The 21690-nt window shown below is 68.3% G+C and carries 23 protein-coding genes and 1 pseudogene; 10 read left to right on the top strand and 14 right to left on the bottom strand.

All coding sequences use genetic code 11. The annotated features are described in order from the left end of the window. The first annotated feature begins 78 nt into the window (after positions 1-78). Complete coding sequence (locus ISP17_RS05220) at positions 79-906, top strand: hypothetical protein (RefSeq protein WP_404630712.1); 828 nt, start codon at positions 79-81, stop codon at positions 904-906. Positions 907-984: 78 nt separating this feature from the next. Here the strand turns inward: ISP17_RS05220 and ISP17_RS05225 are convergent, their stop codons facing one another. From ISP17_RS05225 to cdd, 5 genes are all read right to left on the bottom strand, one after another. Next, a complete protein-coding gene (locus ISP17_RS05225; protein WP_404630714.1) occupies positions 985-1332 on the bottom strand; it encodes a hypothetical protein in 348 nt (115 codons plus the stop codon). A gap of 113 nt (positions 1333-1445) precedes the next feature. Further along, entirely contained in the window at positions 1446-2021 is a 576-nt protein-coding gene (locus ISP17_RS05230) for an NUDIX hydrolase (RefSeq protein WP_404630716.1), read from the bottom strand. A 188-nt stretch (positions 2022-2209) separates the two neighbouring features. Next, positions 2210-3115 (bottom strand): 5'-3' exonuclease, encoded by a 906-nt coding sequence (locus ISP17_RS05235; protein WP_404630718.1) that lies wholly within the window; start codon positions 3113-3115, stop codon positions 2210-2212. Further along, positions 3112-3699, bottom strand: a complete 588-nt coding sequence (locus ISP17_RS05240; protein WP_404630720.1) for a nitroreductase family protein — start codon at positions 3697-3699, stop codon at positions 3112-3114. The genes ISP17_RS05235 and ISP17_RS05240 overlap by 4 nt, the downstream gene beginning before the upstream one ends. A gap of 8 nt (positions 3700-3707) precedes the next feature. Next, positions 3708-4124 (bottom strand): cytidine deaminase, encoded by a 417-nt coding sequence (gene cdd / locus ISP17_RS05245; RefSeq protein ID WP_449757864.1) that lies wholly within the window; start codon positions 4122-4124, stop codon positions 3708-3710. A 163-nt stretch (positions 4125-4287) separates the two neighbouring features. Here cdd and ISP17_RS05250 point away from each other — a divergent pair, with 163 nt between their 5' ends. Continuing rightward, the gene (locus ISP17_RS05250) at positions 4288-5388 is read left to right on the top strand and encodes an NAD(P) transhydrogenase subunit alpha (protein WP_404630722.1); all 1101 of its coding nucleotides are present in this window, start codon (positions 4288-4290) and stop codon (positions 5386-5388) included. 72 nt (positions 5389-5460) lie between these two features. On the opposite strand, the gene ISP17_RS05255 is transcribed toward ISP17_RS05250, so the two are convergent. Genes ISP17_RS05255 through ISP17_RS05265 form a run of 3 tightly spaced genes read right to left on the bottom strand, consistent with a single transcriptional unit; the run spans position 5461 to position 6956 of the window. After that, positions 5461-5991, bottom strand: a complete 531-nt coding sequence (locus ISP17_RS05255; protein WP_404630724.1) for a DUF3106 domain-containing protein — start codon at positions 5989-5991, stop codon at positions 5461-5463. A gap of 3 nt (positions 5992-5994) precedes the next feature. Continuing rightward, on the bottom strand, positions 5995-6387 hold the full coding sequence (locus tag ISP17_RS05260) for a hypothetical protein (protein ID WP_404630726.1): 393 nt from the start codon (positions 6385-6387) through the stop codon (positions 5995-5997). Continuing rightward, a complete protein-coding gene (locus ISP17_RS05265) occupies positions 6384-6956 on the bottom strand; it encodes an RNA polymerase sigma factor (protein ID WP_404631447.1) in 573 nt (190 codons plus the stop codon). Before ISP17_RS05265 ends, ISP17_RS05260 begins: the two co-directional genes overlap by 4 nt. Before the next feature lie 159 nt (positions 6957-7115). Between ISP17_RS05265 and ISP17_RS05270 the strand changes: the two genes are divergently transcribed. Then, positions 7116-7427 (top strand): NAD(P) transhydrogenase subunit alpha, encoded by a 312-nt coding sequence (locus ISP17_RS05270; RefSeq protein WP_404630728.1) that lies wholly within the window; start codon positions 7116-7118, stop codon positions 7425-7427. Then, positions 7427-8860, top strand: coding sequence for an NAD(P)(+) transhydrogenase (Re/Si-specific) subunit beta (locus ISP17_RS05275; RefSeq protein ID WP_404630730.1), 1434 nt, complete (start codon positions 7427-7429; stop codon positions 8858-8860). The genes ISP17_RS05270 and ISP17_RS05275 overlap by 1 nt, the downstream gene beginning before the upstream one ends. Here ISP17_RS05275 and ISP17_RS05280 read toward each other — a convergent pair whose 3' ends face one another. Then, entirely contained in the window at positions 8861-9301 is a 441-nt protein-coding gene (locus ISP17_RS05280; RefSeq protein ID WP_404630732.1) for a hypothetical protein, read from the bottom strand. It lies immediately after the preceding gene. A 205-nt stretch (positions 9302-9506) separates the two neighbouring features. Here ISP17_RS05280 and sufT point away from each other — a divergent pair, with 205 nt between their 5' ends. Both sufT and ISP17_RS05290 read left to right on the top strand, forming a co-directional pair. After that, positions 9507-10064 carry a putative Fe-S cluster assembly protein SufT gene (sufT, locus tag ISP17_RS05285; protein ID WP_404630734.1) on the top strand — a complete coding sequence of 186 codons (558 nt, stop codon included), beginning with the start codon at positions 9507-9509 and terminating at the stop codon, positions 10062-10064. 1358 nt (positions 10065-11422) lie between these two features. Continuing rightward, positions 11423-13114 (top strand): PKD domain-containing protein, encoded by a 1692-nt coding sequence (locus ISP17_RS05290; protein ID WP_449757866.1) that lies wholly within the window; start codon positions 11423-11425, stop codon positions 13112-13114. Positions 13115-13207: 93 nt separating this feature from the next. On the opposite strand, the pseudogene ISP17_RS05295 reads toward ISP17_RS05290, so the two are convergent. After that, positions 13208-13476, bottom strand: a pseudogene (locus ISP17_RS05295) (asparaginase domain-containing protein); the annotation flags it as partial. Between the two features lie 510 nt (positions 13477-13986). Between ISP17_RS05295 and ISP17_RS05300 the strand changes: the two are divergent. Then, positions 13987-16155: a M4 family metallopeptidase gene (locus ISP17_RS05300; protein ID WP_404630738.1), complete on the top strand. Its 2169-nt coding sequence runs from the start codon at positions 13987-13989 to the stop codon at positions 16153-16155. A 155-nt stretch (positions 16156-16310) separates the two neighbouring features. Here ISP17_RS05300 and ISP17_RS05305 read toward each other — a convergent pair whose 3' ends face one another. The 4 genes from ISP17_RS05305 to wrbA all read right to left on the bottom strand — a co-directional run bounded on the left by ISP17_RS05305 (position 16311) and on the right by wrbA (position 19552). After that, positions 16311-16796, bottom strand: coding sequence for an asparaginase domain-containing protein (locus ISP17_RS05305; protein ID WP_404630740.1), 486 nt, complete (start codon positions 16794-16796; stop codon positions 16311-16313). Between the two features lie 85 nt (positions 16797-16881). Further along, entirely contained in the window at positions 16882-18522 is a 1641-nt protein-coding gene (locus tag ISP17_RS05310) for an acyl-CoA dehydrogenase family protein (protein WP_404630742.1), read from the bottom strand. A gap of 77 nt (positions 18523-18599) precedes the next feature. Then, the gene (locus ISP17_RS05315) at positions 18600-18953 is read right to left on the bottom strand and encodes a DUF2069 domain-containing protein (protein ID WP_404630744.1); all 354 of its coding nucleotides are present in this window, start codon (positions 18951-18953) and stop codon (positions 18600-18602) included. After that, a complete protein-coding gene (gene wrbA / locus ISP17_RS05320; protein ID WP_404630746.1) occupies positions 18950-19552 on the bottom strand; it encodes an NAD(P)H:quinone oxidoreductase in 603 nt (200 codons plus the stop codon). The genes ISP17_RS05315 and wrbA overlap by 4 nt, the downstream gene beginning before the upstream one ends. A gap of 115 nt (positions 19553-19667) precedes the next feature. Between wrbA and ISP17_RS05325 the strand changes: the two genes are divergently transcribed. From ISP17_RS05325 to ISP17_RS05335, 3 genes are read left to right on the top strand one after another with little or no spacing between them, the layout of a single operon-like run. Then, the gene (locus tag ISP17_RS05325) at positions 19668-20948 is read left to right on the top strand and encodes a YihY family inner membrane protein (protein ID WP_404630748.1); all 1281 of its coding nucleotides are present in this window, start codon (positions 19668-19670) and stop codon (positions 20946-20948) included. After that, positions 20945-21418 carry a TlpA family protein disulfide reductase gene (locus ISP17_RS05330; protein WP_404630750.1) on the top strand — a complete coding sequence of 158 codons (474 nt, stop codon included), beginning with the start codon at positions 20945-20947 and terminating at the stop codon, positions 21416-21418. Before ISP17_RS05325 ends, ISP17_RS05330 begins: the two co-directional genes overlap by 4 nt. Further along, positions 21418-21684 (top strand): acylphosphatase, encoded by a 267-nt coding sequence (locus tag ISP17_RS05335; RefSeq protein ID WP_404630752.1) that lies wholly within the window; start codon positions 21418-21420, stop codon positions 21682-21684. Before ISP17_RS05330 ends, ISP17_RS05335 begins: the two co-directional genes overlap by 1 nt. Positions 21685-21690: the final 6 nt, after the last annotated feature.

The following is a 21690-nucleotide window of genomic DNA, read 5'->3' on the forward strand; positions in this document are numbered from 1 at the left end:
GCTCTGGCATCGTGCCGGGACATCGCGGCCGGGCAGGGAGGGCCTGCCGTTCGGCGACGCGTGTCAGGGAGGAACACGATGTCTCGATCCATGCTGCTGGCCGGCCTTGTGCTGGCCTTTGTTTTTTCCAGCGCGCGCGCCGGCGATGACGCTCCGCGTCCCGTGCGTATTCCGCTCGCTCTGCAGCATGGCCTGCCGACGACGACGCGGGCCACAGTTGCCGGCAAGCCGCTCACGCTGGTGCTGGACGCGGGCAGCTACCAGGTGGTGGGGCTGAAGACGTCCGTGCTGGGGCGGCTGCCGGTTCGATTCACCGGCGACACGGAGTCCTCCGGCGATGCCGATGGCCACGTGTTCACCTCGCGGATCTTTCATGCGGAACAGCTGGTGGCGGGCACGCTCGTCGCCACGCAATTCGATGGCAACGAGCTGGTCGGCGGCGGCAAGGCCGCGCTGCCGCAGGATGGCCTGATCGGCTTCGGCCTGCTCGGCCGCTACCAGATGGTGTTCGACGAGCCGGGCGGCGAGCTGCGGTTGTATCCGTCGTCGGCGCCAAGCGTCCTCGCACGCGAGTGCGGGAGTGAAGGTGGCCCCTTGCGCGTGGAGCGTGGCGTGATGGTGTCCGACGTGCAGACCGGCCACGGCGTGTTCCGGGTGCAGTGGGACAGCGGCAGCGCGGCGGACGTGCTGCGCCCCTCCGCGGTGGCCGGACGGATCAAGGATGCCGACCTGCTGCGTCGCGTCACCTTCCGCCAGTTTGATGTGGTCGGCCAGCCGGCCGGACCGCAGGAGTTCGTGCTGCGGCAGTTCCCGGCGCCGGATGTGGATGCGGTGCTCGGCACCGGCTTCTTTTCAAAGCACGTGGTGTGTCTGGATCCATCGCGCGGACGCGTGGCGTTTCGCTGAGCGCTGCACGCGCCGCAAAGAAAACGGGGGCCTTGCGGCCCCCGTTTGCTACTTGGCAGTGGTGATTCGCGGAACGGCTTACCAGGTGCGCACCGAGGCGATGCTCACGGTGTAGGTGGCCATGTCCGGCGAGTAGCGGAACAGACGGCCGAGGTCGAAGTCAACTGCCTGGCCCGGGGCGATGTTGGTGGTGCCTGCCGGCCAGCCCTTCTTCTCCTGGATCACGCGGCCGCTGGCGTCTTTCACGGCGATGCTGATCTGCGCGGCGGCGGGCTCGGCGCACTTGTTCATCACCTGACCCTTCATGGTCATGCGGGCGCCCTGGGCGACCTTGAAATCCTGGATGGCGAAATCGGTCGGCGCGCAGGCGGCATGGGCGGCCAGCGGGGCCAGCATCAGCATGGCGGAGGCGAGCAAGGTCTTCATGGGCGGGGTTCCCTCGGGTGGATTGGAAGCGTTGCCCTAGGAATCGACCCGCCCCGGCATTTCTTTAGGGCGGCCTCACGGTTCGCGTGTGAGGCGCATCACATTTTTCGTTATCAGCGCACGTGGCCGCCCGCGACGTGCTCCAGGAACCACAGCCCGGCGAACAGCTTGGGGTCGATGGAGTAGCCCTCGGCAGCGCGGGCGAACAGCCAGGCGCCGGCTTCGCTGCGCGGCACCTCGTGCACGATGATGTCCTCGCTCTCGTCGCCGCCGCCGGCGCTCACCTTCACCAGATCCCACGCGCGGGCAAAGGCGATCATCTCGGTGCTCATGCCGGACGAGGACGGTCCGGCGTGGATGAATTCGATGCGGCCGCAGCGGTAGCCGGTTTCCTCTTCCAGCTCGCGCTCGGCCGCGATCAGCGTGCCCTCGTCGGCCTGTTCGGCCAGGTCGCCCACCAGCCCAGCCGGCATCTCGATGGTGCGCTGGAGGATAGGCACCCGGTACTGCTCGACAAACACGATGCGGTCCTCCGGCGTCACCGCTAGGATGATCACCGCGCCGCCGGGGTTGTTGCGCTCGGCGTATTCCCAGCGGCCGCGCTGGCGCAGGCTGAGCCAGCGGCCCTGGTAGAGGGTTTCCACGGGAGCGTGGGCGTCGGGCGGCGTCGGCAGGGTGTCGAGATTCATCCGGGCATGGTGCCCGGCGTCGGCGTTGCGCTCAACCACCACCGTGCTGTTGTGGGAGGGGCTTCAGCCCCGACGCGTGCCAAGGTAAAGCGTCGGGGCTGAAGCCCCTCCCACACGTTCCTGTTGCCCGTGAGGCCGCCGGATACCGCCCACCCGCCTGCCCGCCGGTGCTGCGTTCCTGGAAAGCCTCAGGCTTCGGCCAACGCGCGCAGACGAGCGCGGGTCAGCGGGCCGAAGCGCAGCTGTTCGCACAGCGTGTCCAGTGCGTCGGTGCGGGCCGGCTGGCGCCGCAGTGCATCCAGTCCGTCGGCGATGGGCGCGTCCAGTGCGATGCGCGTGATGCGCCGGTACAGCAGCGCCTGCTCGCGATGCTCGCGCAGGCGGGCGGCGCAGGCGGCGGCGCCGCGCAGGCGCAGGAACGGCACTTCGTCCACGCGCTCGAGCAGGGTTTCCAGGCTGCCGAAATGGGCCAGCAGCGCGGCGGCCGTCTTGGCGCCGATGCCGGGCACGCCGGGGATGTTGTCCACCGCGTCGCCGCACAGGGCGAGGTAGTCGGCGACCTGGTGCGGATGCACGCCGAGTTTTTCGTGCACGCCCGCCGGACCCCAGCGCAGGTTGCGCGCGAAGTCCCACTGCTCGTCGTGCTCGCCCAGCAGCTGGCCGAAGTCCTTGTCCGCCGAGACGATCACGCTGGGCACGCCGTGGCCGCGCAGGCTCCACAGCGTGGAGCCGATCAGGTCGTCGGCCTCGTAGCTGTGGTCGATCATCACGTTCACGCCCAGCGCCTCGGTGATCGCCCGGCACAGCACGAACTGGCGCTCCAGGTCCGGCGGCGGCAGTTCGCGGTTGGCCTTGTACGGCGGGTAGATGGCATTGCGGAACGAGCTGGTGAGCGAGGCGTCGAAGGCCACGGCCACGCGGGTGGGGCGCACCTTCTCCAGCAGCTCGCACAGGAAGCGGGTGAAGCCATGCACGGCATTGACCGGATGGCCATCGGCGTCGTGGAACTCGTCCGGCATCGAGTGCCAGGCGCGGAACACATACAGGCTGCCGTCGATGAGGTGGGCCGACGGATGGCCGACGGCGGCGTTCAACGCGGGTCGCTCCAGTCGGAAAGCAGATCGGCGAGCGCAGGACGCTCGCGATCGGGCACCTCCATCTGCGCGCTGCCCAGGTGCACGAAGCCGATCACCTGCTCGTGCTGGGCCAGGCCCAGCAGCGAGGCCACCTCGGTGTCGTACGCGGCCCATCCGGTGAGCCACTGCGCGCCGAAGCCCAGCGCCTCGGCGCCGAGCAGCAGGTTGTAGGCCACGCAGCCGGCGCTGAGCTGCTGCTCCAGCGGCGGCACCGCGCTGGCGGGATCGATGCGGCTGACCACCACGATCACCAGCGGGGCAAAGGTGTAGCGCGCCCGCTCCTTGTCGCGCTTGGCCTCGGACAGTTCGGGGTTGCGGGCGATCGCGCGCGCGGCCAGGCGCTCGCCGAAGCGCAGCTTGTGCTCGCCACGCAGGGTGATCAGCCGGAACGGCACCAGCTTGCCGTGGTCGGGCACGCGGATCGCCGCCTCCAGCAGGGCAGTGAGGGTGGCCGCATCGGGCGCCGGTTCGCCCAACTGGCGCGAGGGTGGCGAGTGGCGGCGGTGGAGCAGGGCGAGGGCGTCGGCGGGCGAAGAAGACATCGGGTTACTCAGCACGGAAGGGGGAGCTTGAACGAGCCGGGCAGCAGCGCGGCGACGGTGGTTTCCTGCACTTGGCTGGCGAGGTTGCCCAGCAGCACCGGCATCGCCTGGTCGCACAGCTCGGCCATCACCTGGCGACACGCGCCGCAGGGGCTGACCGGTCCGGGAGTGTCGGCCACCACCGCCAGCGCGGCGAAGTCGCCGGGCCGGCAGCCGGCCGCCACGGCGGCGAACAGCGCCGTGCGCTCGGCGCAATTGCACAGGCCGTAGGCGGCGTTCTCGACGTTGCAGCCGTCGAACCGGCGGCCGTCGCGGGTCAGTACCACCGCGCCGACCTGGAAGCGGGAATACGGGGCATAGGCGCGCTGGCGTGCGGCGCGGGCGAGGCTCAACAGTTCGTCGACGGACAGGATCGTGGCAGCCATCAAGGGGTCTCCGCGTGACCCCGCGGGACGCTTCCGGGCGACCGTTGGCGGGCCAGTCTACTGCGCGCGGGCGGCCGGTTCATCCGGCGTCGGTCCGGCGAGAGTCGCCAAGCGTCGGTGGCCGCACTACGATGCCGAGACCTTATCCAACGGGGCATGCACGATGGCAATCACCGTGGGCGCATTGCGCGAGACCGCTGCCGGCGAACGGCGCGTGGCGATCACGCCGGAGATGGCGAAGAAGATGCGCGGCCGCGGCTGGCGCGTGCTGCTCGAACGCGACGCCGGCGCCAGCGCCGGGTTCCCGGACGCCTCGTATGCCGACGTCGAGTTCGCCAGCGCCGCCGAGGTCTGCGCCCAGGCCGACGTGCTGACCTGCGTGCTTCCGCCGGCCGACGGCGCCATCGCCGGCTTGCGCGAACAGTCGGTGCTGGTGGGCCAGCTGCGCCCTTACGGCGCGCACGAACGCATCGCCGCGATGTCCGCGCGCAAGCTTGCCGCCTACGCGCTGGAGCTGCTGCCGCGCACCACCCGCGCGCAGGCGATGGACGTGCTCAGTTCGCAGGCGGCGGTGGCGGGGTATCGCGCCATGCTGATCGCGGCCGAGTCGGCGCCGAAGTTCTTTCCCATGCTGACCACCGCCGCGGGCACCATTCGCCCGTCGCGCGTGCTGGTGATCGGTGCCGGCGTGGCCGGCCTGCAGGCGATCGCCACGGCGCGCCGGCTGGGCGCGCAGACCGAGGGCTACGACGTGCGCCCGGAAACGCGCGAGCAGGTGGAGTCGCTGGGCGCCAAGTTTCTCGACCTCGGCGTCAGCGCCGCCGGCAGCGGCGGTTATGCGCGCGAGCTGTCCGCCGAGGAGCGCGCCGCGCAGCAGCAGGCGCTCGCCGATCACCTGAAGAACGTCGACGTGATCGTCTCGACCGCCGCGGTACCGGGTCGTCCCGCGCCGAAGATCCTCAGCGCAGCGATGGTGGCCGGCATGAAGCCCGGTGCGCTGATCGTGGACATGGCCGCCGAGAGCGGCGGCAACTGCGAGCTGACCCGTCCGGGCGAGCGCGTGGAGCACGGTGGTGTGACCATCCTCGGCCCGCTCAACTTGCCGGCCGGTGCGCCGCTGCACGCGTCGGAGATGTACGCGCGCAACGTGTTCAATTTCGTCGAGCTGCTGGTGAAGGACGACGCGGTGGCGCCGGACGATGCCGACGAACTGGTCGCCAAGAGCTGCGTCACCCGCGACGGCACCGCGCGATTCACCGGATGAGTGTCCAGAGGGTCTGTCGTGCCTGAAACGCAAACGCCCCGCGATCTGCGGGGCGTTTGCGTTGGGCCTTGCTCAGGGCCGGCCGTCGCGCGGCGGATGGCGCTGCGGGCTCGTCTCGCGCAGCCACTGCTGGCGCTGCTCGATGGTCTGCGAGCGCCACTTGCGCAAGAGCTTCTCGCGCTGCGCCGGCGGCAGCTGCTGGAACTGCTGGTAGGCGTGGTGCAGCTGTTCGCGCTGCTCCGGCGGCAGCTCGTGGAACTTGCGCATGTTCTCGCGGGCGAGGTGGCGTTGCTCCGGTGTCATCGCATGCCAGCGCGCGATGCGCTCGCGGATCTTGTCCTGCTGCGCGGGCGGCAGCGTAAGCCAGTGCCGGGTCTTGTCGAGCATGTGCGCTTGCTTTCGCGGCGGCAGGGCATCCCAGTCGGCCTGCATCGGTGCGAGCAGTTCGCGCTGCGCCGGGCTGAGCGAGCGCCAGGGGCGCGGTGCGGTCTGCGCATCCGCGGTGGGCGAGGCGTCCTGCGCGTGCAGCGCACTGGGGTGACCGGCAAGCAGGCCGGTCACGGTCAGCAGCACGAAGGCGAGGTGGCGTGGTGACGGGAGCATGGTTCAGCGCCGGGCCGGGGCGGCGCTGTCGTTCGCGGCCAGCCAGCCGTAGAAGTCGAGGTTCTGGTACAGGTTGGGATCGGCGCTGTCGGCATCGGGCGGCAGCTCGCCGTCGTCCTGGGTGGCGCCGGGGGCAGTGGCGACGGCAGCGGCCGGAACGGTCGGCGCCGGTGCACCGCGATGCGGCTGCCAGACCATCAGCGCGGCCAGTGCAATCACCGCGAAGGCGCCGGCCGGCAGCAGCAGGCGGGCGACGCCATGCGGGGACCGCGCCGGTTGCAGCGCCTCGCGCCGTGCCGCGCGCAGGCGACCTGCGATGGCCGGGTCGAGTTGCTGGCTGGCCTGGCGATAGAGCGCGCGGGCGCGCCGTTCGATGCGTTCGTCGGGCGAGGTCATCGCCATTCCTCCAGTTGGTCGCGCAGATGGTGCATGGCGCGCGACAGATGGGTTTTCACGCTGCCCTCGGAGCAGCCCATGGCGCGGGCGGTATCGGCCACGTCGAGGCCTTCGAGCACGCGCAGCATGAAGGCTTCGCGCTGGCGTTGCGGCAGCTTTCGCACCGCGGCGGCCATGTCCCGCCAGGACTGTGCATCGTGCAGCCGATCGAGCGGGCCCGGGCCGGAATCGGCCGGCTCCCACGCGGGCAGTTCGTCGCCGTCGCCATCGTGGCCGCCGCCGAGCCAGCCCACCACGATGGAGCGCACCTTGCGCCGGCGCTGCAGGTCGACGATGCGCCGGCGCAGGATGCCCCAGAACAGCGGGCTCCATTCCACGGCGGGCTTGTCGCGATAGTGTCTGACCAGCCGCAGCATGGCGTCCTGCACCGCGTCGAAGGCGTCCTCGCGGTGGCCCAGCTGCAGCTCGGCCATGCGGAAGGCGCGCCGCTCCACCTGCGCCAGGAAGGCGTCCAGCGTGGCCGGCACGCTCTGCCCGCCCGCCTCCTCGGCGAGTACGTTGTCGGTCATCGGCACGGCAAGACTGTTCATCGGGTCGATATCCACGGCATCCGGTGGCGCATGGAGCGGCTCCATCGGTTCGATTCCTGCACTCAACGCGGCAGGCTCGCACGCGTTGACGAGCGACCGTATGATGCGGAAACCACGCCGTTCCGGCAGGGAGGGGTCATGATCGACGGTTTCCTGGCGCTGTACATCTTCATGCTGGCCGCGTTCACCGGCTACGAAATCATCGCCCGCGTGCCGGTGATCCTGCACACGCCGCTGATGTCCGGCTCGAACTTCATCCACGGCATTGTGCTGGTGGGCGCGATGATTGCGCTAGGCCACGCGCAGACCACCTTCGAGACCGTGATCGGTTTCATCGGCGTGCTGCTCGGTGCCGGCAACGCCGCCGGCGGCTACGTGGTGACCGAGCGGATGCTGGAGATGTTCAAGTCCAGCAAGCCGGGCAGCGCCAAGTCCGGGGGGAGCCACTGATGAGCTGGCTGCCGACCCTGATCAAGGCGTGCTACTTCGTGGCCGCCGCGCTGTTCATCCTCGGCCTCAAGCGCATGAGCTCGCCGCGCACCGCGCGCGGCGGCATCGTGTGGGCCGGCTACGGCATGCTGCTGGCGGTGCTGGTCACCTTTGCGCTGCCGGACATCCACAACCGGGCCTTGATTGGCGTGGCGGTGCTGCTGGGCGTGTCCGCCGCGTGGTGGACCGGAAAGCGTGTGGCGATGACCGACATGCCGCAGATGGTGGCGCTGTACAACGGCATGGGCGGCGGCGCGGCGGCGGCGATCGGTGCCGCCGAGCTGGTCGGCTTCGCCGGCAGCGCGGTGGTCTTGCTGGACGGCGCCACCTTCAACGCGGCGCCGGCCGAGGCTCCGGGCACGGCACAGCTGGTGCTGGGCGTGCTGGGCGCGCTGATCGGCGCGGTGAGTTTCTCCGGCTCGTTGATCGCCTTTGCCAAGCTGCAGGGCTGGCTCGACAAGCGCTTCGTCTTTCCCGCCCAGCGGGTGGTCAACCTGCTGGTGCTGGCCGGCGCGGTGATCTGCGGTGCGATGCTGGTGGCCGGGCATCTGACGATGCCGGTGATCGTGGCGTTCTTCGTGCTGGCGCTGGCCTTTGGCCTGATGATGACGCTGCCGATCGGCGGCGCCGACATGCCGGTGGTGATCTCGCTCTACAACGCGTTCACCGGGCTGGCGGTGGCGTTCGAGGGCTTCGTGCTGGACAACGAGGCGATGATCATCGCCGGCACGGTGGTCGGTGCGGCCGGCACGCTGCTGACCCAGCTGATGGCCAAGGCGATGAACCGCTCGATCGGCAACGTGCTGTTCGGCAGCTTCGGTGCCGCGGCCGGCGGCGAGGCGCAGGCCATCTCGGGCAGCCAGAAGCCGATCGAGGCCAGCGACGTGGCGGTGATGATGGCCTATGCCGAGCGCGTGGTGATCGTGCCCGGCTACGGCATGGCCGTGGCGCAGGCGCAGCACAAGGTGTGGGAGTTCGCCAAGCTGCTGATCGAGCGCGGTGTGAAGGTGAAGTTCGCGATCCATCCGGTGGCCGGCCGCATGCCGGGGCACATGAACGTGCTGCTGGCCGAGGCCGGCGTGCCGTACGACCTGATCGCCGACATGGACGACATCAATCCCGAGTTCCCCAACACCGATGTGGCGCTGGTGATCGGCGCCAACGACGTGGTCAATCCGCTGGCCAAGACCGATCCGGCCTCGCCGATCTACGGCATGCCGATCCTCGACGTGTCGCTGGCGAAGAACGTCATCGTGGTCAAGCGCGGCAAGGGCACCGGCTTTGCCGGCATCGAGAACGCGCTGTTCTATGCCGACAACGCCCGCATGCTCTACGGCGACGGCCAGGCCGCCGCCGGCGAGCTGGTGACGGCGCTCAAGACGCTGGACAGCTGATCAGGGCATCCTTGAGCGCCGTGCGACGCAGCGGCGTGCCGTCCACGCCGCGATGGCGGCGCCGCCCAGGAACCACAGCCACTGGGCGCTGCCGAGCGACAGTCGCACCAGCGACCACAGCATGCCGGCACCGGCGATGCGCATCGCGTCGGTCAGGCCCATGTCCATGTTGCCGGCCAACTGCACCGCAGCGATCAGCGCAGTGACGTAAGCGGCCGCAAGCAACGTGGCGAATGCCGCCAGGATCGCCGCGCCCGGCCGTGGCAGCACCCAGCGCGCCACGGCCCAGCCGAGCAGTGCGCCGAGCGGCAGCGCGAGCCACGGCAGGCGCGCCCGCAGGTAGGTGGTCGGCAATATCCACAGCGCACCGGCGGCGAGACCCAGCATGGCCGCGCTGACCGCGGCAAAGACGTTGGCGAGGGCGCGACGTAACCGCGTCATGGCGCAGCGCGCCGGAGCAAAAGCAGCATCGTGCGACGGGTCCCGGGCAAAGCGCGAATCATAGCGCGTGCCCGCCGGCGCGCCCCCGTCGCCTTGATTACCGCGCGGGGAAGCCCGATCTGGATTGGGCAGCGGGCCGGGGCGGCCGCATAATGAGCATCCGGTCGCGCCGCTGGCGCGCATTGACGGCATCGGCAGGATAGGCATGAGCGGTTTCAGTCTGAGCAGCGAACCTTTCACCCTCGAGCGGGACTGCACCGCGGTGATGGTGCCGCAAGGCGAGACGGTGGTGCTGCCGGCCGGACAGATCGGCTACATCACCCAGGCACTCGGCGGCAGCTTCACCGTGTACGTGGAAGGCAATCTGTTCCGCATCGCCGGCAGCGAGGCCGACGCGCTGGGCAAGGAGCCGCCGCCGGCGATCGAGCTGGCCGACGATGCCAGCGACGAAGACGTCGAGAAGCTGGTGTGGCAGCAGCTGCGCACGGTGTTCGATCCGGAGATCCCGATCAACGTGGTGGAGCTGGGCCTGGTCTACGACGTGAGCCTGGAAAGCGTCGACACCGAGCAGCGCAAGGTGTACGTCAAGATGACGCTCACGGCGCCCGGCTGCGGCATGGGCGACATCCTCGTCGACGACGTGCGCACCAAGCTCGAACTCATTCCCACCGTGGCCGAGGCCGACGTGGACCTGGTGTTCGATCCGCCGTGGAACCACTCGATGATGTCCGACGCGGCCAAGCTCGAAACCGGCATGCTCTAGGCCGGCGGTTCCTGGTGGGCCGCAGGTTGACCCACATTCATGTGGCCGGATTCAGCTTGTCGCGGTCGTGCTTTGCTCACGATGGACGGGGAGCGTTGTTTCCCCAGTCGCGATCATGAGAATCCGCGGATGATCCTTGGCTGGAGTCTTCGCCGCAGCGCAGTGAGCGCAGGGCCGAGTATGGCGAGCCTCAGGCGAAGTATTGCGAAATGCACCGAGCTGGCTGTACTCCGGTAACACCCGGGCTACCCCCACGAGCGCCTTTGCCTCGGTCCAGGGATACTTCCGTGCAGTGCTGGTCGATGGCGCCACGCCCAAGAATCCGCAGGCCGGGCGGTGTGTCTGCGAGCGGGTGGTCTGTCGCACGTCGGGGATCCCTGCGTCATCGACGGCGTCAGTCCCGATCGCTTCGGTGCGATTGTGGATGCGAGCACCGAGGCTGTGCGGAGCAATCGTGAGGGGACCAACGAGGCCGCCGCGAGGTGGCCGGTGAAACTGCGTCGCGGAGGGTTTGCCGCAATAAGGTGGATGCCTTTTTGCGGAAATGACGCCCGATCGCTGATGGAATGTCGATATTTGGCGTCCGCGGCAGGCGGCTCGGGATAATCGCCGAATTAACGTCTTTGCCTGACATCGGTTCATCCGCGGAAAATCGAAACTAATTGCGACATCAAGCCGTAGTTTATTGCGCCGTTCCGCTGATGGAGGATCCGGCGCATTGCATGAGGAGGCCTGTCTGGTCGTCGCTCAGGCTTGGCTTGGCGAAAACCCCGTGCCCACTGACGTGCGGTGGGTTTCCGCCGTTGCTGCGACTTCCGCCATTGGCGTTGCGGCGTCGAAATAGCATGCGTCGAAATTACATGCGACAGATTATGTGATCTTGATCCCTGACATGGGAAAAATTCCAATTGTTGGTCGGCGTGCGAAAACCTAATGTCTGGCAATTCGTCGATCCGTAATCGGCGAATGATTTCGTCACGGCAGAGGGGGGCTTGCCGCAACGGCGGGCACAGGTGGCACGACTTCGGTCAGGGATGTGCGCGGCGCGGCAGGGCATTGGCGGAATCGTTGGGCAAATCCGTGAAGTAGTGAAAAGCCGCCTCGGAGCGGCAATCAAGTACTGCAGTCATCCGGCTGCAGCGGGTTCGTTTGTCCTTAATTTCATGGGGAGTCATATGTTCAATATAAAGAGTCGCTTGTTGACGGCGGTCGCCGCGACAACCTTGCTCAGCGCGGTCACGGGTGTGGCGGTTGCCAAGAGCACGCCGGCTGCGCCGCAGGTGGTCAATCCGTATTCGCCGGCCAATGGCCACGCCTATCGCCACGGTGTCGTCCCGACCCGCGAAGCGCATGTCCGCATGCAGCAATATCGCGCGCTGCATGCGGCGTCCCAGACAACGGCGGCGACCGGCACCGAAACGCTCAGCTACGGCGGTGGCGTTGACGGCATCGGCGTCACCAGCGGTACGCCCAAGGTCTATGTGGTCGTCTATGGCAGCCAGTGGGGCACGGCCGGCACGGACGCCAATGGCAACATGACGCTGACCAACGATCCGGTTGGCGCGGTGCCCTATCTGCAGAATCTGTTCAAGGGCCTCGGCACGGGCGGCGAGCTGTGGTCGGGCACGATGACCCAGTACTGCGACGGCTCGCTGGTGTCCAACGGCGCGACCTTCTGCCCTTCGGGCGCGCCGCACATCGGTTATCCGACCGGCGGCACGCTGGCTGGCGTCTGGTACGACAACTCGGTTTCCTCGCCCTCGCAGGCGACCGGCGCACAGCTGGCGCAGGAAGCGATCAAGGCGGCGCAGCACTTCGGCAACACCACGGCTGCATCGAACCGTTATGTGCAGTACGTGATCCTGTCGCCGACCGGCACCCACCCGGATGGTTTCAACACCTCCAGCGGCCAGTTCTGCGCATGGCACGACTGGAACGGTGACCAGAGCGTCACTTCGCCGGTGGGCGATGTCGCGTTCACCAACATGCCGTACGTGTATGACATGGGCACCAGCTGCGGCAAGGGCTCGGTCAACGGCAGCTCGTCGCAGGGCAACCTCGACGGCTTCTCGCTGGTTGAGGGCCATGAGTATGCCGAGACGGTGACCGATCAGAACCCGGCCGGTGGCTGGACCAACCATACCGGCAGCTCCTACAACGGCCAGGAGAACGGTGACGAGTGCGCCTGGATCAGCTCCGGCCAGGGCGCGTCCGCGAACGTGGTGATGGGTACCGGCACCTTCGCGATGCAGAGCACCTGGTCCAACGACACCAACGAGTGCGACATCTCGCACCCGGTCGTGTCGGGCGGTACCACCAACAACCCGCCGGTGGCGAACTTCAGCGACAGCATCAGCGGCCTGACGGTGAGCTTCACCGACACCTCCACCGACAGCGACGGCACCATCGCCTCGCGCTCGTGGAACTTCGGTGACGGCACCACCTCGACGGCGACCAACCCGAGCCACACCTATGCCGCAGCCGGCACCTACAGCGTCTCGCTGACGGTGACCGACAACGGCGGCGCCAGCAACACCAAGACGCAGTCGGTGACGGTGAGCAGCTCGGGCGGTGGTGGCAGCAGCCAGCTGCTGGGCAACACCGGCTTCGAGACCGGCTCGGCTTCGCCGTGGACCACCACCAGCGGTGTGGTCAACAACTCCAGCTCCGAGCCCCCTCACGCCGGTTCGTGGGACGCCTGGCTCGACGGCTACGGCTCCAGCCACACCGACACCGTCGCCCAGACCGTGAGCATCCCGAGCGGCAAGACTTCGGCCACGCTGCAGTACTACCTGCACATCGACACGGCCGAGACCACCACATCGTCGGCGTACGACACGCTGAAGGTGCAGGTATACAACACCTCGGGCACGCTGCTCGGCACCCTGGCCACGTTCTCCAACCTGAACAAGGCCAGCGGCTACGCCGTGCACACCGCCAACCTGTCCAGCTACATCGGTCAGTCCGTGGTGATCAAGTTCACCGGTACCGAGGACTCCTCGCTGCAGACCTCGTTCGTGCTGGATGACATCACCCTGACGGTGCAGTAAGACCCGCGTCGCCGCACGGACGCGGCGATCGGAAACGCGAAGGCCCGGCGCGCGAGCGTCGGGCCTTCTTTCATGCCGGTGGGTGGTGGCTGCTCAGACTTGTTCGAAGCGGTCGGCGTCGCGGTTCTCGCGCACCTTGGCGGGGTCACGCGGCCGTTCATGGCGATGTACACGCCGTCGGGCAGGGTCTGCACCGCGGCCACCGCGCAGCCGATGTTGAACACCGCATCGGAGCCCTGGAAGCGCGCCGGGTTCAGCGCGCCGGTAAGCACGATCACCTTGCCGGGGATGCCGGCCAGCACCTTGGCCGTTTCCACCTTGGTGTCGGTGCCGTGGGTGACCAGCACGTGGCGGTCCGGCCGCGTCTCGACGGTGGAGTGGCTGCTGCATGATCGCTGCGCCGCTGGTTGGGCGAGGGCATCTTAGCCGGTGCGGCGGCAAGGCTCCCACTCCATCATTCCACGCCCTTCGCGGTGCCGATCCGACGCGGCTGGCGCGAAAGAAAATACGCGCAAAGGCTTGCGGCGCATGGACTTTTAGCCGGTGAGAGACTCGCCGTGGCGACTCAAGTGACTGTCCCCATAGGAATTATTCACCTTGTTGCCATCGTCCTGGCCGCCTAAGGTCGGTACGTCCGTTGGCGGGGAGGTCGACGGATGATCCTGTGGAAGCCGTAGGAAATTTCGGCATCCGTCCCACGGATTCACCGCGAGCCCTGACAGGAAGCAACGGGGGGAGGCAGCGGTCGGATCGACAGGCATCGCTAGACAATCCAACGAAGTATGGAGCCGCAGGAGACTGCGGCAACTCATAAATGGGGTCGATACGGCCGCATCAGGTGCGTTCGTCCCAATAATGTCCAGGAGTCAGCAATGCAGAGCAGTCTTCGCTTGAAAGCACTGGTCGCCGCGATCGGCATGGTCACGGCGTCCGTCGCCACGGCCGCCACCACGCACAGCCTCCATGCCCAGAATCTCGGCGCGGTGCCGGCGTCGTCCCTGTCGGCGCACTTGGGCCTCGGCGCGAACAGCGCGCTGGTCGCACGCAGCTCGGTCGCCGTGGCCAATGGCCGTCATGTGGTTCGCCATCAGCAGATGTATCGCGGTGTGCCGGTGTACGGCCGCAGCGTGGCCGTGGTCGAAGACGCCAGCGGCAACGCCCTGCGCGCCACCGGAGAACTGGCGCAGAACCTCGATTCCGACCTGGTCTCGGTGACGCCGCGTCTCACGCCGGCCAAGGCGCTTGCCGCGCTCAAGAGCCATGCCCACACCCTGCTGGCCGCGGGCGTGTCCGTTCGCAATGAGCAGAGCGACCTGTTCGTGTATCCGCAGGACAACGGCCCGGCCCGCCTCGTGTACCGCACCTCGTACGTGGCGGCTGGCAACGGCCAGGTCTCGCGCCCGACCGCGATCATCGACGCCAATACCGGTGAGGTGATCCAGAGCTGGAACGGCCTGACTTACGCCACCGCCACCGGCCCGGGCGGCAACCAGAAGACCGGTCAGTACACCTACGGCACGGACTACGCCGCGCTGGACGTGACGCAGTCGGGCAGCACCTGCTACCTGCAGAACACCAACGTGGTGACCTACAACCTGCACAACGGCACCAGCGGCGGCTCGATCGTCAGCTTCACCTGCCCCAACAGCAACACCGATGCGGTCAACGGCGCCTACTCGCCGGTGAACGACGCCCATCACTTCGGTGGCGTGGTGCACGACATGTACGTGGCCTACACCGGCGCGGCACCGCTCAGCATGCAGCTGCGCATGAACGTGCACTACAAGAGCAACTACGAGAACGCGTTCTGGGACGGTACCGCGATGTTCTTCGGCGATGGCGCCAGCACGTTCTATCCGCTGGTGTCGCTGGACGTGACCAGCCACGAGATCAGCCATGGCTACACCGAGCAGAACTCGGGCCTGCAGTACTCCGGCCAGTCCGGCGGCATGAACGAGGCGTACTCGGACATTGCTGGTGAAGCGGCCGAGTTCTTCGACCGCGGCTCTGCCGATTTCCTGGTCGGTCGCGACATCGTCAAGACCAGCGCCGGTATCGGTGACGCGTTGCGCTACATGTGCAACCCGCCGCAGGACGGTGGCTCGATCGACAACGAGGCCAACTACACCTCCAGCCTCGATGTGCACTACTCCTCGGGCGTGTACAACAAGGCGTTCTGCCTGCTGGCCAAGACCAGCGGCTGGGACGTGAAGAAGGCCTTCCAGGTGTTCGCGCTGGCCAACAAGTCGTACTGGACCGCCACCTCGACCTTCGACTCCGGCGCCTGCGGCGTGGAGTCGGCGGCGACCGATCTGGGCTACAGCGCGGCGAACGTGGCGACTGCGTTCTCCGGCGTGGGCGTGACCTGCCCGAGCTCGGGCGGCGGCGGTGGCGGCGGCACGACCGCGCTGTCCAACGGCGTGGCGCTGACCGGCCAGGCTGCGGCAACAGGTGCGGACCTCAACTACACCGTGGCGGTGCCGGCCGGTGCATCGAACCTGGTGATCTCGATCTCCGGTGGCACCGGCGATGCGGACCTGTACACCAAGTTCGGCTCGGCGCCGACGCTGACCAGCTACGACTGCCGTCCGTACGTGTCGGGCAACAGCGAGAGCTGCAGCGTGGCGTCGCCCTCGGCGGGCACCTACTACGTGAAGCTGCACGGCTACTCGGCGTTCTCCGGCGTGACCATCAAGGCCACCTGGAGCACCAGCAGCGGCGGTGGCGGCAGCAACGTGCTGCAGAATGGCGTGCCGGTCAGCAACCTGTCCGGTGCGAAGGGCGCCAAACTGTATTACACGGTGCAGATCCCGGCCGGTGCCAAGAACCTGGCGATCACCACCTCCGGTGGTTCGGGCGACGAGGACTTGTACGTGAAGTTCGGCGCCACGCCGACCACCAGCAGCTACGACTGCCGTCCTTACGTGACGGGCAACAGCGAGAGTTGCACGGTGGCGTCGCCGTCGACGGGCACGTACTACATCATGCTCAACGGCTACAGCGCGTTCTCGGGCGTGACGCTCAAGGCGACCTGGAACTGAGTCAAAGCAATCGTGCGTGAAGGCCGCTCGGGATGAGCGGCCGCGCGTGAAGTCCAGCGGCCCCGGTCAGGGATGACCGGGGCCGCCGTTTTTCCGAGGATCGCAATGGTGGCTGGGCAGTGCGTGCGCCGAAACGGGTGCGGGACTGCCGCGGCTCAAGCCTGCTCGAAACGGTTGGCGTCGCGGTTCTTGCGCACCTTGGCCGGGTCCCACACGCGGCCGTTCATGGCGATGTACACGCCGTCGGGCAGGGTCTGCACCGCGGCCACCGCGCAGCCGATGTTGAACACCGCATCGGAGCCCTGGAAGCGCGCCGGGTTCAGCGCGCCGGTAAGCACGATCACCTTGCCGGGAATGCCGGCCAGCACCTTGGCCGTTTCCACCATGGTGTCGGTGCCATGGGTGACCAGCACGTGGCGGTGCGGCTGCGCCTCGATGGTGGAGCGGATCAGCGCGCGGTCCTCGTCGGTGACGTGCAGGCTGTCCTTGCGCAGGATCGGGATCACGTCGTACTGAAACGCCACACCGAGATGCCCCAGGATCTCGCCGATCTGCGGCGCGCCGATCTTGTAGTCCGACTTGTCGTCGAAGTAGATCTTGTCGATGGTGCCGCCGGTGGTGACGATGGTCAGATGCTGCATGGTCGCTGCGCCGCTGGTAGGAGTCGGCGCATTTTAGCCGGTGCAGCGGCAGGGCTCCCAATCCGTTGTCCCGCACTCGTCGTGTTCAGTCGCCCAGCAACAGCGCCGTGTCGTCGCGGTCGGGCCAGTGCAGGCGCACCAGGCCGTGTTGAACGAAGCGCCGCAACGCTGCGCCGGATCGTCGATCCCCCCGTGCGTCGGCCCAGCCCGCCTGGCGGGCGAGCAGGGCGGCCGCCGCGCAGCGCGCCAGGGTGAGCGCCAGGCCGCGCGCGCCGGCTTCCAGCGTGTCGCGGTGATCGCCCTGACGATCGAGGAAAGCACTCGCCGTATCCAGCGCGGTGTGGATGGCCTGCACGCAGGCGCGATCACCGGCGTCGCGCGTCCACCCGGCGACGGCATGGCGCAGGGCGTGGAGCCCATCGCCGAGGCCGCGCAGCGCGTCGAGCGAGAGCACGTTGGTCGTCCCCTCCCAGATCGCGTAGACCTGCGCGTCGCGCAGCAGCTGCGGCAGTCCGGTGTCCTCGATGTAGCCGGCGCCGCCGAAGCATTCCAGCGCCTCGGAGCACAGCTTGACGGCGAGTTTGCCGGTCCACAGCTTGGCCAGCGGCGTGAGCAGGCGCAGCAGCGCCGCCTCGTGCGGATCCGCTGCGCCGTGCTCGACGCGACCGAGCAGATGCGCCACCTCGAAGCTCAAGGCGAACGCGCCCTCGAACTCGGCCTGCATCCCGGCCAGCGTCTGTGCGTGCAGCGGATGCTCGATCAGGGGACGGCCAAACGCCAAGCGCCGAGTGGCGTAGTCACGAGCCAGCGCGATCGCCCGCGCCATGCTGGCGACGGCGCAGATGGCATTCCACGTGCGGGTGACATTGAGCATTGGCGCCACCTGTCGCACGCCGTTCGCCAGCTCGCCCACCGGCCAGGCGGGCAGGCCGTCGAGGTGGATCTCGGCGGTGGGCAGCTCGTGCGTGCCGAGCTTGTCCTTCAGGCGGTCGATGGCGAGCTCGGGGCGCCGGCGACCGGAGTCCATCGTCTCGACGTAGAACAGCGCCAGTGCGCCGGTGCCCCTGCCGGCGCCTTCCGGCCGCGCCAACGCCAGCGCCGCCTCGCCGACCACCGCCGAGCTGAACCACTTGCGGCCGTACAGCCGCCATTGCCCGCTGTCGTCGCAGCGCGCCACCGTTTCGGTGCGGCCCACGTCCGAGCCGCCGGCGGTCTCGGTCATCCACTGGCCACTGAGCCAGAACGTGGCCGGATCGCGACTGAGGAAATGCGGCACGGCGCGCTCGATCAACGCGGCGTTGCCGGACGCCTTGAGCGCGGTGGCGGCGCCGTCGGTCATCGCCAGCGGGCAGGTGTAGAACTCGCTGGCGAGGTGATAGAGGTAGACCCGCGCAAAGGCTTCCAGACGTGCGTCCGGATGGGCCTCGTGCCCTGCGGCGAGCACCGCGTGACGGGTAGTGTTGCCGGGGCCTTCCCGCCACGCGTCGGTCAGCTCGATGCGATCGACCCGCCGCCCCCACGCGTCCCACGTGGTCAGCACCGGCTTGTGCCGCACGCTTTCGCCGGTGCGATGCCATGCATGCAGCGCGTAGTCGCCCAGCGCATCCAGGTCGGCGTCCAGCGCGGCCCGGCGCTCGGCCGACACGGTGCGATCAAGCAGGCTGCGCAGCACGCGATCGCTGCGGAAGGGATGGGGCAGTTGCGGTGCATCCTGCAGAAAGGCCATGGCCGTCTCTCCGTCGTCAGCGCGTCGCGCGCCTGCGGCGCTCCATCCTACGGCGAAGCCGTGTCGTCGGCGTGGATTCAACCCCGCTTGCGTGTGACGCCTGCGCCGAGCGCCCCGATCAGCAGCACGGTGAGGGTGATCTCGACGAGGCCGAGCCAGCGCTCGGCGGGCGAGCTCCACGCCTCGGCGATGCCGTGGGAGAAATAGAACAGGCTGAGGACACCGACCCAGAGCAGGGCGCGACGTGCGTTGCGCAACGCGGTGAGCGGCAGCAGCAGCGGCAGCACGGTGATGGCCAGCACCAGGGTTAGCGGCATGCGCTCGGGCGGTACCAGCCACGCGTGCCAGATCAGCTGCAGGACGACCAGCGCGGCCCAGGCGGCGAGGCCGACGCGGTAGACCGGCCGCAGCGGTGTGGATGCGGTATTCATACCCCGACCGCCAGCTTGTGGGCGGTGTCGGCGAGGCGGCGACCCAGCGCACGGGCCAGTTCGCGCTCGTGCTCGCTGATCGCGTTGTCGCCGGCGGGACCGGCGACGTGACTGGCGCCGTACGGCGAGCCGCCGGAGAGCGTGGACGTCAGCGCCGGCTCGGTGTACGGCAGGCCGAGCAGCAGCATGCCGTGGTGCAGCAGCGGCAGCGCCATGCTGAGCAGGGTCGATTCCTGCCCGCCATGCATGGTGCTGGTGGACGTAAAGACGGCCGCCGGCTTGCCGACCAGCGCGCCGCTGGCCCACTCCGCACCGGTGGAGTCGAGGAAGTACTTGAGCGGCGCGGCCATGTTGCCGAAGCGGGTGGGGCTGCCCAGCGCGAGGCCGGCGCACTCGAGCAGGTCCTCGCGGGTGGCATAGGGCGCGCCTTCCTCCGGTTCGGGCGGCTGCGCGGTCTGCGTGACGGGCGCCACCGGCGGCACCTGGCGCAATCGCGCCTGCATGCCGGGGACTTCCTCCACGCCGCGCGCGATCAGTCGCGCAAGCTGCGCGGTGTGGCCGCTGCGGCTGTAGTACAGGACGAGAATGCTGGGGCTCATGCGCGTGGGCGGTTCAGTGGCGATTAGCTAGTGTAACGTTCGCCTCCGGGACAGTCGCCGCGCCACGGCGCCGCGCCCGCGATACACGCATCCCTCGCCCATCCAAGGGACTTCGATGGCCAAGCCGTTCAACCGCGACCGCACCGCCAGCTTTGCCCGCTTCATCTGGCAGCGCTTTGTCGACGACAAGTGCTTCGAGACGGCCGGTGCGCTGTCCTACACCACGCTGGTGTCGCTGGTGCCGCTGATGGTGGCGGTGTTCGCGATGTTCTCGGTGTTTCCGGCGTTTGCGCCGGCGCGCGATGCGCTGCTGTCGTTCGTGTTCAACAATTTCGTGCCGGCGGCGGGCGAGAAGCTGCAGCGCGCGCTGGAGAGCTTCGCCAGCAACGCCAGCAGCCTCACCGGCATCAGCGTGCTGGTGATGCTGTTCAGCGCGCTGTCGATGATGGTGAGCATCGAGGATCGATTGAACCGCATCTGGCGCGTGCACCAGCCGCGCTCGTGGGGATCGCGCCTGCTGCTGTACTGGGCGTCGCTGACGCTGGGGCCGATCCTGGTGGTGGGCGGACTGGCGGCGTCCTCCTACGTCACGGCGTTGCCACTGCTGCAGCAGGCGGCCGGGCAGTTCGATCAGGGCTTCGCCCAGCACTTGCTGGCGCTGCTGCCGTTCGTGGTCACGTACATCACGTTGTGGCTGATGTACGCGGTGATCCCCAATCGCCCGGTGGTGGTGCGCGACGCGGCGATCGGCGCGCTGCTGGGCGCGATCCTGTTCGAGCTGGCGCGCTGGGGCTTCACGGTGTTCGTGCGCAATGCGCAGACGTACCAGCAGATCTACGGCGCGCTGGCGGTGATTCCCACGTTCCTGCTGTGGATCTACCTGTCGTGGGTGATCGTGATCCTGGGCGCGTCGATCGCCGCCTCGATCAACGCGTTCGAATACCACCCGCCGGCGCATGCACTGCCCGAGGGCGCGGAGTTTCTCGGCCTGCTGGTGGTGCTGAAGCATTTCGTGCAGGCGCAGCGGCGCGGCGAATGCGTGGACCCGGCATCCGTGCAGTTGCTGGAGCCGTATCTGCGTTCCAGCCAGGTGAGCTGCTATTTCGACGATCTGCAGCGCGCCGACCTGATCCAGCGCAGCGAGGCCGGCGGCTGGTTGCTCACCCGCAGCCTGGACAGCACCGACCTGCTGCGGGTTTACACCGGTACGCAGTATCGACTGCCGTTGCATCCGGCTGAGGAGGCGCAGTCGCTGGGCATCGTTCTGCCGTCGGCACTGATCGAGCTGCTGGGTGTGGTGGCGCAGTCGCTGGACACCGCGCTCGGCACCCGGCTCGATCGCATCTATCCCCCGTCCGCCGATGCGGCGGATGTTTCCGAGGAGTCCGTTCCATGAAGATCTTCATTTCGCTAGTCCTGCTGGCCGCCGCCGTGATCGCGGCTCCCGCCCAGGCCGCCATGCCGACCACGCCGATGCTCAAGGTGACCACGCTCGACGGCAAGCCGTACGACCTGGCCAGCCAGCGTGGCCACTGGGTGGTGGTGAATTACTGGGCGACGTGGTGCGTGCCGTGCATCAAGGAGATGCCCGATATCTCCGCTTTCGTCAGCAAGCGCAAGGACGTCACCGCGATCGGCCTGGCGTATGACGACAGCGACATCGCCGATATCCGTGCGTTCGTCGCCAAGCACCCGGTGAGCTATCCGATCGCGCAGGTCACACTGGACAATCCGCCGAAGGATTTCGACGAGCCGCGCGGCCTGCCCACCACTTACCTGATCGCGCCGGACGGCACGGTGGCCAAGCGCTTCGTCGGGCCGATCTCCGGGGATGCGCTGAAGGCCGCGATCGACGACGCCAAGTGATGCCGACCGCGCGCTTCCTGGTCAGCGGGCGTGTGCAGGGCGTGTGCTTCCGCGCCGGCACGCGCGAGCAGGCGCTGGCGCTGGGCTTGAGCGGCGTGGCGCGCAACCTGGCCGACGGCCGGGTGGAAGTGATCGCCTGTGGCGACCGCCAGGCGCTCGATGCGCTGGAGCGCTGGCTGCATCGCGGGCCGCCGGCGGCGCAGGTCGAGCAGGTGCTGCGCGAACCGTGTGCCGCGTGGAGCGGCAGCGGCTTCGCCACCGGCTGACGATGG

The organism is Dyella ginsengisoli, from assembly GCF_044904665.1.
Lineage (GTDB): Bacteria > Pseudomonadota > Gammaproteobacteria > Xanthomonadales > Rhodanobacteraceae > Dyella_A > Dyella_A ginsengisoli.